Origin of the sequence: Kribbella sp. HUAS MG21 (genome assembly GCF_040254265.1) — a bacterium.
Classification (GTDB): Bacteria; Actinomycetota; Actinomycetes; order Propionibacteriales; family Kribbellaceae; genus Kribbella.
Genome location: NZ_CP158165.1, coordinates 7182100 through 7195634, shown reverse-complemented (window position 1 = coordinate 7195634; position 13535 = coordinate 7182100). Strand labels below are relative to the sequence as shown.

Sequence of the window (13535 nt, the reverse complement as noted above, 5' to 3'; positions counted from 1 at the left end):
CAGGAGCCCGAGCGACCGGCTCCTGCGCATCGATTCAGCTTGTCCAGGCGTCCCCGCCGACGGGGTGGCCGCAGGATTCCCGGACGATCAGCCGGGGCTCCGCCAGGTGCGATTGCACGGCGGGCTCCGCACCGGAGATGGCCGCGAGCAAAGCGCGCGCGGCCGTCTCACCGAGGAGGCGGCCGCTGGTGGAGACACTTGTCAGGGACGGCACCGATGCCTGCGCGGTGGCGATGTCGTCGTAGCCGATGATTCGCGTGGCTCCCGCGTGGCCCGCGTCGAAGAGGGCCCGGGCGACGCCCATCGCGATGGTGTCGTTGTGGCAGATGATGCCGTCCGGCAGCCCGCCGCGGGCCAGTTCGTGTCCGGCCCGGAGGCCGGCCTCCACGGTGGACTCGCTGGTCAGGTCGACGAGGTTCACCGCGGATCCGGACTCGGCCAGGGCCTGATGGACGCCCTCGAGCCGATCGATCCGCGCGACGCCGCGCTCGGGCCCGCCGAGGTAGGTGATGGATCGGCACTGGTGCGCGCGAACGAGATGGTCTGCGGCCAGATAGCCACCCCGTACCTCGTCGGAGCCGACATAGGGTTCGGTGGACCCGGGGACGTACCGGCTCAGGAAGACGGTGGGAACATCCCAGGAGCGAATGCTGTCGACGAGGTCATGGTTGCTGCCCGTCGCCGGAATGATGGCCAGTGCCGCCACCTGGTGCTCCCGCAGCATCCGCAGCAGCCGTGCCTGCTGGTCGAGCCGATCGCGCGTCGACACCATGAGTGACATGTAACCGCTGGCGGTGAAGGTCGACTCCACGCCGAACAGGACCTCGCCGAAGAAGGGCCGGTCGATGTTGGGCACGATCACACCGATGGTCCGGCTCTTCCGCCGCAGCGATGCCGCGCCCTCGTTGTAGACGTACCCGAGCGTCTCGATCGACGCCTGCACGCGCTCCCGGGTAGCTGTCGACACCCGGCCCTTGCCGGTGATGGCGTACGACGCAGTGGTTCGTGACACCCCCGCGTGCCGAGCGACGTCGACCAAGGTCACTCGTCTAGCCATGCGCTCACGCTAGCAGGCACCGAGCACGGCGCAGGAAAGGGCCGAAGGCGCGGATCGCCGCGAACCTTCGACCCCCTCGGATCTGCAAGTAGCGCTACGACAGGATCGGCATCAGACGGCGCGGACGTGGAAGATGGCCAGCCGGGCGTTGTGTGAGTCGACGTTCATGTCGATCGTCCTGGTGGTGTTCAGGGTGATCTGCACGGAGCCGTCGCCGGGCAACCAGTGCAGACGATCGATGCCGGTGCCGAACGCCTTCTGCTCGGCGGACAGGTCCGACGCGGTACCGAAGTCCGGGCGGTTGGTGTCCGCTCCCCAGATCACCAGCCTGCCCGCCTCGTGGTGCGCGCGTGACCTGGCCCTGTGGATGTCCCGCATCAACCACCATTCGTCGCGCAGGTCCGTGCGCTGGTCGCCGTTGTACGCGTTCGCGATGTAGTGGGTGTTGAGCACCGCGAACTCGACGGCCGGATGGTCCTGGTGCCGGACGACGACCTCGTTGAACCACCGGGGTGGGGTCACCCCGGGGATGCCACCGTGTGCGCGCTCGGTCCGGCTGGAAACGACGACCCACGGCCTGCCGACACAGATCGGGATCCGGAACGACGTCTCGTGGCGCAGGAACGCCTTGGTGTAGAGCGGTCCGAAGTAGTGGTCGATCATCGCTTCTTCGCCGGTGTCGCCCTCGCTGATCTCCTGGAAGCAGACCAGCGGGCGGTGCTCGCCGTCGGCGTTGCGTACGGCGTCGAACGCGGCGTCCCGGGCCGCGAGGTTGTCCCGGCCGACGTTCGCCGTGATCACCGGCAGGCGGAACCAGTCGGTCGCCGCCGACGCCGTGCCTGTGCCCGCGACGGCGCCGGCAAGGACGCCGCCGCCGAGTGCGAGCGCCTTGCGCCTGCTCATCATGCTGGTCATGGTTGGACTCCCGTCACGTCACTGATTGGGCCGAGGTGCGGAACAGCTCGAGTACGCCGGCGGCCGGTGGGCAAGCCGGTGGAACGGCGGGCGGTCATTCGACGTAGAAGCCGCTGGAGTCGAGCTTGAGCTCGCCGATGATCGGGTGGCGCTTGCCGGTCGCGGTGTCGTACCACGCCCAGACCACGCACCGGCGGTTGCCTTCGGTGTAGAAGGCGGCCATGGCGCCGGGGCCGGTGTGGTTGCCGGGCAGTCCCCGGTACGGCCCGAGCCCGCCGCTGCCGGTGTAACCGAAGTACGGCTGGTTGGCTCCGTCTTTCAAGAGCGTGCAACGGCTGGACGGGATCGGACTGGTCCCGCAGTCGGCGATGCCGGTCGAGTACCGGGCACTGTTCCAGTTGTTGCCGGAGAACAGCAGATAGTAGTGGCCCGCGCCGCCGACGAAGATCGACGGGTTCTCGATGACGTGGGTGCTGCCGGAGTCGTTGATGGTGTCCCAGACCAGATCGGTGCTCTTCAGTGCGTCGCGGCGGGTGTTCCAGAGGGCGAAGCCGTCGGAACCGACCTGGACGATGGAGATGCCGGTCTCCGGGTAGGAGGTGATGGCGTCGTCGCGATAGGTGACGTAAAGCTTGCCGTTCGCAACGAACGGGTTCGCGTCGATGGCCCACCGGCCGCCGCTCGGGCAGGCCCAGATTCCCCTGTTGGTAAAGGGACTCTTGGCCCCGCCGGAGGTCGCCAGCCCGATGCACTTCTGGCCGGTGCCGGCCTTCGTTGCCGTGTAGTACATGTAGAACGTACCGTTGAACTCCACCACGCCGGGAGCCCAGATGGCGCCGTTGTCCACCGCCCACGATCCCGGGCCGGAGGGGAGCGCGTCACCGGCGGCGCAGTGCGACATGCCGACCGTGTCGCCGGATCCGTGGTTGAGGAACGGCACGTACAAGGTCACGCCGGTCTGGGCGCCGCAGCGGGGACCGGCGCCGGAGCCGACGGTCGTGCCGTAGGTGACGTAGGTGCCGTCCTTGGCCTGCACGGTGCTCGGGTCGGCCAGGCTGAACGTCGATGAGCCAGTGGACGCCTGCGCCGCGGTCGGGCCACCGGGCGCACCCAGCGGCCCGACTGCTCCGGCGACCGTCAGTGCAAGTGCCAAAGCCATCGCGAGCAGCGACGCCTTCCGTGATCTGGTCATTGATCCTCCTACGTCGGACCCGGAGGCTTTTGTCCGGGTGGGCGGAAACGCTTCACATCAATACCGGTATCCACGGGAAAAAGGAACGAGATCCATTCTGGCCCTTGAATAATCGATTCATCAACCTCAAACTTTCTCTCACTCGGCCTGGTGGCCGACGCCCGAGAGGAGTCCGCCCATGGACCGTCGCCGCCGCCGCCGTGTCCGTCGCCGTCGCGTGCTGACAGGCCTGCTCGTCGCAGTCTCGATGCTGCTGGTCACCGCGATGCCGCAACCGCCGACCTTCGGTCCGGTGGACTTCAAGCTGAGCCGGCTGTGGTCGTGGTTGACCGGGCCGCAGGCGCATGCCGTAGCCGCGACCGATCCGGTAGGTCCGGTGCAGCAGAGCGGAACGGCCGCAGGCAAGGACCACTATGTCGGGTACGCCGACACGAAGGCACCGGGCGGGGCGGGACGGGCACCGGACCCGGCCCCGGCGGAACGGCAGGTGGGCAGGTTTCAGCAGCGGACGACACCCGAGAGCAAGGGTTTCGAACCCGGCCGGAGCGTGCGGATCGCGAAGGACTCGAGCGCGGGTTCCGACCTGTTCGCGAACCCGGACGGCTCCTACACCCGGCAGGTGTCCCAGGGCACCGTCAACTTCCAGGACTCCGACGGCGCCTGGCAGAAGATCGACGCGCGACTGACGTCGACGGGGGAGCGGCTCGGACAGCGGGCGAACGGGCTGGGGCTGCAGTTCGCGCGTCGAGGCGACGACCGGCTGGTGTCGGCGTCTTTCGACGGAGTCGGGTTCGGCTACTCGCTGCGTGGCGCGGCCGGCGTCCCGGCACGGATCGCGGAGTACTCGGTGACCTACCCCTGGGTACTGCCTGGGACCGACCTCGTCGTGGAGTCGCGGGAGAGCGGGGTCAAGGAGTCGATCGTGCTGCGTCAGCGCAGCGCTGTGCACGAGTGGGTCTTCCCGCTCCAGCTGAAAGGGCTCGTCGCCACCCTCGACGCCAGTGGCGGTGTCGAGCTCACCGATGCGAAGGGCGTGGTCAGGGGCCGCATTCCCCCGGGCCTGATGCACGACTCCAAGTTCGACAACTCCAGTGGAGAGTTCATCACGTCGAGCGCCGTCCGCTACGAACTCGTACAGGTTGATCGCGGCGTCGGCCTGAAGGTGATCGCGGACGAGCAATGGCTCAACGCTCCCGAGCGCGTGTACCCCGTGACGGTCGACCCGACCGTGGAGTTCATGAACACCTCCGACACCTACATGTACTACGGCAACGACGTCGACCACTCCGGCGAGGACAACCTCGCGGTCGGTACCTGGGACGGGGGCACGCATCGGGGCAAGGCGCTGATGGCGTTCTCGGGTTTCGGCAGCACGTTCAACGGGCAGCGGATCACGTCGGCCCGGTTGTACCTGTTCCTGACCTGGCAGGGCAGCTGCACCGCGCAGCCGTACACCGTGCATCGGGTCAACGAGTCGTGGTCGCAGAGCACCGTCCGCTACGGCAGCGTGAACTACGACGGCCCGGCGTTCGGCGCCGCGATCGGAACGCAGACGCCGACGAACTTCTCGCAGGCGTGTACCAACACCGGTGGCGACCGGACGGTCGGCGAGTGGACGAGCGTCGCGTTGGACAAGGCGACACTCGACGGCTGGCTCAACGGCACGATCCCCAACTACGGCCTGCTGGTCAACGCGTCGCCGACCCGAACGAGCGACTTCAAGCGGTTCACCTCGCGCAACGGCCCGTCCGGTGCGGTCTGTGACAGCCACACCTGCGCGCCGTTCCTGTCGGTGTCCTACACGCCGAACAAGGCCCCGCAGATCGATGCGCAGTACCCGCCGCGCGACTATCAGGCGACCTCGCTGACGCCGGAGTTGCTGGCCCGGGGCCACGATCCGGACGTGTGGCCGAAAGCGATGCAGTACAACTTCAAGGTCAACGACGCGTCCGGTGCGCTGGTGGCCACCTCGGGGTGGACGAGTTCGTCGAGCTGGATGGTGCCGGCGGGGAAGTTGCAGTGGTCGAAGACGTACTACTGGTGGGTGGTGTCGTACGACGGCTGGGCCGCCAGCCCCGACCCGCTGAACGTCGCGTACTACTACCCACTGTCGACACCACCTCCACAGCCGCTGCTGACCTCGGGCCTGTCGCAGGACGGTGGCGGGCGCGGCTTCGAACCCAGCGTCGGCAACTACACCACCCAGGCCATGGACGCCCAGGTCGCGACAGTCGGTCCGGCGCTGGCGATCCAGCGGTCGTACAACAGCCGCGACCCGCGCACCGGTTCGGCGTTCGGCGCGGGCTGGTCGACACTGCTCGACGCCGCTGTCGTCGAGCGGTTCACGACGGTGAACGCGCAGACCGCGGTGATCACGTATCCGACGGGGACGGACGTGGCGTTCGGCCGCAACGCCGATGGGAGCTTCACCCCGCCGTCCGGCCGGTTCTCGGTGCTGACCGCGGTGACGGGCGGGTATTCGTTGCTGGACAAGGACGGCACGACGTATCTGTTCACCCGGCGAGTGTCGGGGACCGCGGGCAGTACCGCAGCCTACGCGCTGACGTCGATCAAGGATTCGGCCGGCCGGGCGCTGACGTTGACGTACGACGCGGCGGGTCGGATCGAGAAGATCTCGGCCACGGCGTCCGCTCGGGCGTTGCATTTCACCTGGTCGACGCCCGCAGGCGCGAGCAAGGCCCACGTCGCCACGGTCGCGACCGACCCCGCCGTCGCGGGCGATTCGAGCTCCGTTGCCATCTGGTCGTACACGTACAACGGTGACCAACTGACCAAGGTGTGCCCGCCGACCGACGCCACACACTGCACGACGTACGAGTACGGCACCGGTTCGCAGTACCCGACGGCGTTGCTCGATGCTGGTCCACAGTCGTACTGGCGGTTGTCGGAGGCGGCGGGTGCGGCCAAGGCGGCCAGCACTGTGCTGGACAACGCCGGGACCGACGCAGCGACGTACCGGAACGTGACGCTGGGGCAGGCCGGATCGCTGCCCGGATCGTCGGCGACAGCGGCCGGATTCAACGGCAGTTCCTCGTACATCGAAATGCCTTCCAAGCTGGTGACCGCGGCGAGCTACCAGACCCTCAGCATGTGGTTCAGGACCACGACGCCCGAAGGAGTGCTGTTCAGTTACCAGAAGGACCCGATCACGAACGTCACCACTGCCGGCAACTACGTTCCGGCTCTGTACGTCGGCACCAGCGGGAAGCTGCACGCGGAACTCTGGAACGGCTCCTCGTCCGGCGCCATCACCTCGCCCAGCCCGGTCACCGACGGCGCCTGGCACCATGTGGTGCTGGCGGCGGCCGGCGACGTCCAGACGCTCTACCTCGACGGGACCGCGGTCGGCACGCTGTCCGGGCTGATCAAACTGGCCGACGCGAACAGCACAGCGCACGAGTACGTCGGAGCCGGGTTCATCGGCGGCAACTGGCCCGACCAGCCCCACCAGAACACCACCGGCCAAGGATTCGCCACCTACTTCACCGGCACGATCACCGACGTGGCCCTGTTCGACCGCACCCTCACCGCTGCCGACGTGGCGAGTCTGCGAGGTGCGGCCTCGGCGGCGGCGCACCCGCTGACGAAGATCATCCGGCCGTCGGGCGCGACGGGCGCGCAGATCTCGTACGACCCGGTCAGCGGTGTCGTGACGCAGGTGACCGACGAACACAGCGGCACCTGGAAGATCAGCAGCCCGACGGTCACGGGGTCGTCCCAGATCTACGCGGCGTCGGTGCTGTCCGGCGGTCCGGCCGACTATCTGCGGATGAACGAGACCGGTGTCTCCGAGGCGGTCAACGAGGTCAACGGCGGGATCGCGACGTACAACGCGGTGACCCTCGGCACGCCGGGACCGTTCGCCGACGCGACGGCGGCGAAGTTCAACGGCACCGCCTCCTACGTGGAGCTTCCGGCGACGGAGATCCCCGGAACCGCGCCGAACTCGGTGTCGATGTGGTTCACCATGCCGTCGGGATCGACCAAGGGCGGTGTGCTGTACGGCTACCAGAGCATGTCCATGGATGATGTGGACGCGACCGGCAGTTGGGTGCCGGCGCTCTATGTCGGCGTGGACGGAAAACTTCGCGGTGGTTTCTGGACCGGAAGCACCGCGAACGTCCTCACCACCGCGAGTTCGGTGGCCGACGGCAAATGGCACCACGTCGCGTTGGCCGCGAGCAGCACCAGCCAGTCCCTCTACCTGGACGGAACGCTGGTCGGCACCCGCAACGCGACCCGGGTCGCACCCTCGACCGCGCCCGCGTACGCCTACCTCGGCGCCGGGAAGTGGTCGTCGGCCTGGGCCGGGTCGGACGGGGACTCGGCGGGCTACTTCCCGGGGTCGATCGGCGAGTTCGCGTTCTTCACCTCGCAGCTGACCGCGGCGCAGGTCGCCGACCAGGTCGCGGCCGGGAAGAACGCGGCGGCGAACGCGGCGGGCGCGGCCCTGGCGAAGAAGATCGTGGTGACGGATCCGCTGAACGCGACGACCACCTACCTCTACGACGTGAACAACGGCGATCGGCAGGTGGCCGAGATCTGGACCGACCGCGGCTCCGAGCGGCAGACGACGTACGGCTACAAGGACGGCTTCCTGCGGACGGTGACCGACCCGAACGGGAACGTGACGACCAGTGAACACGATGCCCGGGGCAACACGATCTCGGAGCAGACCTGCCAGGATCGGTCGGCCGGCAAATGCTCCACCGTCTATTACTCGTACTACCTCAACACTGCCTCGGCCCTCGATCCTCGCAACGGTCAGCTGACCGAGGTCCGCGACGGCCGGTCGGCCGGTGCGACCGACACCACGTATCTGACGAGGTTCGAGTACGACGCGGCGGGCAACAAGACGAAGACCACCGACGCGCTGGGCCGTAGCGCCAGGATCGACTACACCGACGGGACGACGGTCGCGGCGGCCGACGGCGGGTTCGCCCCGGCCGGACTGCCGTGGCGGATCACCTCACCGGGCGGCCAGGTGCAGACCACGACGTACTTCGCCAACGGTGACGTGGCGCAGGTGACCGACCCCGCTGGGCTGGTGACCAAGTTCGCGTACGACGGACTGGGCCGTGCGGTGTCGAAGACCGAGATCTCGAGCGGATATCCGGCCGGGCTCGTGACGAAGGTGGCGTACGACAAGCTAGGCCGCATCACCCGGCAAACCGACCCGGCGACCACCAACCGAGTGACCGGGGTGGTGCACACCGCGGTCACCACGACGGCCTACAACGAGGACGGGCAGATCCTGCAGCAGACCGTGAGCGACGCCACCGGCGGCGACCAGCCGCGGACGCTCAAGAACAGCTACGACGCCCTGGGGCACGTCGCGACGGCGACCGACGCCGGCGGCAATCTGTCGACGTTCGGCTACGACCTCTACGGGAACATGACCAAAGAGGTCGACGAGGAGGGGGTCGAGACGCGGTACGCGTACGACGCGAACGGGCACCTGCTGACCACCACGCTCGTCGGCTACACGGGAGATCCGAACAACCCGAGCCCCGCGGCGGACCTCGTGACCGAGTCGCGGGCGTACGACCCGGCTGGACGGCTCGCCTCGATCACCGACGCGATGGGTTTCGTCACGGCGTACACCTACACCGACAACAACCTCGAGGTCGCGGTGATCCGGCGAAACGCTGACGGCAGCCAGTCGTTCGTCACGGAGCAGACCGAGTACGACGCGGCCGGGAACGTGATCAAGGAACGCACCAACAACAACACCACCGAGACCACCTACACCGTCGACGCCGTCGGCCGGGTCACCGACGAGACGGTGGATCCCAACGGCGTCGCCCGCAAGACGGTGTACTCCTACGACAACGACGACCAGGTCACCATGAAGTCGTACGGCGACTACACCGGCTACTTCGGGGCTGTGGGCAGCACCTACGACACCGCGGGCCGGGTCACGTCCGACTTCGTGCGTTCGTCCGGACCGCTGTCACCGGCCGGCTGGTGGAAGCTCAACGCGACCAAAGGCACGAACGTGGTCGACAGCTCCGACCACGACTTCACCGCGACCGCGACGAGCGGTGTCACCTGGTCCGGCGGCGCGGCGGCGTTCAACGGCAGCACCGGCTGGGCCACCACGGCCGAGCGCGTCCTGGACACCACCGAGAGCTTCACCGTCACGGCCTGGGCCAAGCTCGGGACGAACACCACGACCCAGTCCGTCGTGTCGCAGGACGCGAACGTCAACTCCGGCTTCGAACTGCAGTACCTGAAGACGGAGAACAGGTGGTCGTTCACCAGGAATCTGACCGACGCGACCGCGGCGCCCTCCGCGACGGCGCAGTCCACTGCCGCGCCGACCCTGAACACGTGGACCCACCTCGTCGGCGTCTACAACGCCGTCGACGGCAAGATGACCCTCTACGTCAACGGCGCCGCCCAGGGCACGGCCGCCGACACCACGCCGATCGCCTCGAGCGGGTCGCTCGCGATCGGCCGCTCGAAGTACAACGGGACGACCGAGGCGCCGTTCAGCGGGTCCGTCGCCCAGGTCCAGGTCTACCAGCGGCCGCTGTCGGCGTCGGACGTGTCCAGCCTGTACGGCCGGGGGTGGTCCGAGGCCCGGCCCCTCGGCGACGTCATCAACCGCACCACCTACACCTATGACCAGCGTGGCCTGCCGTTGTCCGAGACGGACCCGCTCGGCAACATCGAGCACTACGAGTACGACGAGTCCGGCAACGTCGCGGTCACTACCGGTGCGGCGGTCGCCGCGGAGTCCAACGGTGGTACGCCGGTCAGCGCGCGACCCGTCACCACCACCGGCTACGACACCTTCGGCGACGAGGTCGAACTGCGAGACCCGGACGGCACAGTCACCGTCATCACCCGGGACACGTCCGGTCGGCCGGTGACCACGCGACTGCCGAACTACACGCCCCCCGGCGGCTCGCCCATCACCGCGACGTCGTCCACGACGTTCGGCCCGTCCGGCACCGTCACCTCGACCACCGACGCACTGGGACACGTCACCAGGTACACGTACGACCAGTTCGGCCGCCTGTCGAAGACGGTCGAACCGAACGGCGGCGTGACGACGTACGCGTACGACTTGAACGACGACCTGCTCAGGACGGTCAACCCCGTGGGCGCCTACAGCCAGTCGACCTACGACTATCTCGGGCGCAAAATCACCGACTCGCGCTTCGAGCGAGCCGGCTCCAGCACGTTCACCACGTCGTACGCGTACAGCAGCGCCGGGTTCCTGCAGCGGGAGACCCAGCCGTCCGGGTCGTACGTCACCTACACCACCAACGCCGTCGGTGACGTGATCACGCGGACCGACGCCGCCGGCAACTCCACCCAGTACGGGTACGACCACCTGAGCCGGCCGGTGGTCGTCACCGCGCCCGACGGGTCGAAGCGCCGGACCGTGTACGACGAACCGGGCAACAACACCATGGCCAAGGCGTACGACTCGTCAGGCCGGTTCATCTCGAAGATCTCGGCGACGTACGATGCCAACGGCAACCAGTTGAGCACGACCGACGCGCTCGGGCGCACCACGACGTTCACGTACGACGCGACGGGGCTGGTGATCGGGGAGACGCAGCCGGTCTCGGCGACCGAGTCGATCACCACGTCGTTCGGGTACGACCTGCAGGGCCGTCGGACCCGGTACACCGACGGGCGCGGGAACAAGCACCTGTCCACCTACAACTCGTGGGGTCTGCCGGAGTCGCAGATCGAGCCGGCGACCTCGGCGAACCCGAACGACCGCACCTGGACAACCGCGTACGACGCGGCCGGCCGCGCGGCGAAGCTGACACAGCCCGGCGGCGTGGTCGTCAGCAACGCGTACGACGCGGTCGGCAACCTGGTCTCGCAGACGGGCACCGGGGCCGAGGCCACCACGGCGGACCGGACCTTCGGCTACGACCTGGCCGGGCAGCTCACCTCGATGAGAGCCGGGACGGGAACCGACACCTTCGCGTACAACGACCGAGGCCTGCTCACCACGACAGCCGGGCCTTCGGGAAGCTCCTCCTTCGGCTACACCGCGGATGGTCTGATGGCATCGCGGACGGACGCCTCGGGAACCAGTACGTACTCCTACGACGCGGTGAACCGGCTGTCGAACGCGACGGTGGCCGCCACCGGCCAGTCGGTTTCGTACGCGTACGACGTCCAGTCGCGGGTGACCAAGCTGACCTACGGCAACGGCAACACGAGGAGCTTCGGCTACGACAGTGCCAGCCGCCTCACGTCGGACATCTTGAAGACGCCGGCCGGGACGACGGTCGCGTCGATCGCGTACGGGTACGACCTCAACGGGCAGGAGACGTCGAAGACGACGACCGGGTTCTCCGGAGCGGCCGCTCACACCTACACCTACGACTGGGCCGGTCGGCTGACCTCGTGGAACAACGGCTCGACGACCACGAGCTATGCATATGACGCGTCCGGCAACCGCACACGGGTCGGCGCGACGACCATGGTCTACGACGAACGCGATCAGCTGGTGAGCGACGGATCGACGAGCTACACCTACACCGCGCGGGGGACGTTGAAGTCGGCCGTCACCGGGTCGACGACGCAGGCCCTCTCGAGCGACGCGTATGGGCAGCAGACGGCGATAGGGTCGCAGACGTACACCTATGACAGCCTGGGCCGGGTGCTGACGGCCGGGTCGACGGCGTTGACCTATTCCGGCCTGGACAACGACGTTGCCGGAGACGGTACGGCGACGTACAGCCGGGGCCCGGACGGTGGCGTGCTCGGCGTCCGGCCGGTCGGCGGCACAGGCGTGTTCGCCTGGACCGACCAGCACACCGATCTGGTCGGGCAGTTCACCTCGGCCGGCGCGACGCTGGCCGGGTCGGTGGCATTCGACCCGTTCGGCACGAAAACCGCGACCGCGGGCACCATCGGCAAGCTCGGCTACCAGTCGGAGTGGACCGACAACGTCACCAACCGGGTCAACATGCACGCCCGCTGGTACAACCCGGCGACCAGGCAGTTCGACAACCGTGACACCGTCGACAACGACCCGGTGCCGGACTCCATCGACGCGAACCACTATCAGTACGGCGACGGCAACCCCCTGCAGACGATCGACCCGACCGGGCACTGGGGCTGGAACCCGTTCAAGGCGGTGAAGAAGGCCGCCCACAAGGCAAGAAAGGCCGTGTCCTCCACGGCCAGCCGGTACATCAAATCGAGCTGGCGCGCGGCCACCCACGTGGTGCGTCACGCCGTCCATCACGTGAAGAAGGCGGTGCACAAGGCCAAGCGGGTCGTCCATCGCGCGTACCGGTCGGTCAAACACACTGTCCACCGAGCCGTGCACTACGCGAAGAAGACGTACAAGCGGGCCGTGAGCACGGTCAAACACACGTATCACCGGGTGAAGCACAGCGTCGCCAAGCACATCAACCACATCAAGAGCAGGGTCAAGCACACCTACCACCGGATCAAGCAATCCGGTCAACGAATCGTCCACAAGGTCACCAAAACCGTCAAACAGGTGGCCAACACCGTCAAGGACGCCCATTACGCAGCCGCGAAATGGGTGAAGGAGCACAAGGACACCCTGATCCAGGTCGCCGCGATCGTGGCCGGGGTGGCCGCGGGCATCGCCTGCACGGCCGTCACCGCCGGGGCCGGCGCGGTGGCCTGTGCCGTTGGCGCGGCCGCGCTGATCAACCTCGGCAAGGACGCTGCGCAGGGCAACATCCACAGCTTCAAGGACGCCCTCGGCTCACTTGGTCACGGCGCCGTCCAAGGCAGCATCGGCGCCTTCACCGGCGGTGTCGGCGGCATCGTCGCGGGCAAGATCGCCGGAGCACTCGGCGGCTTCGGTGCCAAGGTCGGCGGCCGGATGCTCGCCGGATTCACCGGTGGCGCCGTCAGCGACACCGCCACCCAGCTGGCCACCACGAGACGCGTGGACTGGACCGGCGTCGCGATCGCCGCCGGCGTCGGCACCATCGGTCTACGCCGACCCCGCGGACGCGGCGCCGACGACGATCCCGCGCCGACGCACCCGTCAGGCCGCGAGCTCCGTGCGACGACCGGCGACACATCGAACTCTGCCCACGTGGCAGAGGAACTCAAGGACGAGGTCGAAGCCAAATGGAAGCGGCAGACGGCGGAGCAGAGTTTGATGAAGACCGTGACGGAACAGTCGCACAACTACCCGGGGCAAATGGAGTCCGGCATCGTAGGCCTGACGTCGGTGGAGGGGAGCATCCCGCTGATGGTCGTAGCTGTCGCCACCAGGGTCAAGCTGTGGACAAATCGGGGTGCCCCGTAGCACCGGACGACGTCGACACGACGAAGGCGACCCGGCCTGCGGTTTCCGCGGGCCGGGTCGCCATCGTGTCG

General features: G+C 68.0%; 4 protein-coding genes. 1 reads left to right on the top strand and 3 read right to left on the bottom strand.

The genetic code is table 11. The features are described 5' to 3' along the window. Positions 1–34 precede the first annotated feature (34 nt). The 3 genes from ABN611_RS34750 to ABN611_RS34740 form a co-directional block, all read right to left on the bottom strand. On the bottom strand, positions 35–1057 hold the full coding sequence (locus ABN611_RS34750) for a LacI family DNA-binding transcriptional regulator (protein ID WP_350276528.1): 1023 nt from the start codon (positions 1055–1057) through the stop codon (positions 35–37). A 111-nt stretch (positions 1058–1168) separates the two neighbouring features. After that, complete coding sequence (locus tag ABN611_RS34745) at positions 1169–1972, bottom strand: hypothetical protein (RefSeq protein ID WP_350276527.1); 804 nt, start codon at positions 1970–1972, stop codon at positions 1169–1171. A gap of 94 nt (positions 1973–2066) precedes the next feature. Next, the gene (locus tag ABN611_RS34740) at positions 2067–3164 is read right to left on the bottom strand and encodes a family 43 glycosylhydrolase (RefSeq protein WP_350276526.1); all 1098 of its coding nucleotides are present in this window, start codon (positions 3162–3164) and stop codon (positions 2067–2069) included. 178 nt (positions 3165–3342) lie between these two features. On the opposite strand from ABN611_RS34740, the gene ABN611_RS34735 reads away from it, so the two are divergent. Next, positions 3343–13464, top strand: coding sequence for a LamG-like jellyroll fold domain-containing protein (locus ABN611_RS34735; protein WP_350276525.1), 10122 nt, complete (start codon positions 3343–3345; stop codon positions 13462–13464). Positions 13465–13535 lie beyond the last annotated feature (71 nt).

What these genes read in the sequence shown, in the direction of transcription:
- ABN611_RS34750 (WP_350276528.1), bottom strand. Translation starts at nt 1,057, where the DNA reads ATGGCTAGACGAGTGACCTTGGTCGACGTCGCTCGGCACGCGGGGGTG.
- ABN611_RS34745 (WP_350276527.1), bottom strand. Translation starts at nt 1,972, where the DNA reads ATGACCAGCATGATGAGCAGGCGCAAGGCGCTCGCACTCGGCGGCGGC.
- ABN611_RS34740 (WP_350276526.1), bottom strand. Translation starts at nt 3,164, where the DNA reads ATGACCAGATCACGGAAGGCGTCGCTGCTCGCGATGGCTTTGGCACTT.
- ABN611_RS34735 (WP_350276525.1), top strand. Translation starts at nt 3,343, where the DNA reads ATGGACCGTCGCCGCCGCCGCCGTGTCCGTCGCCGTCGCGTGCTGACA.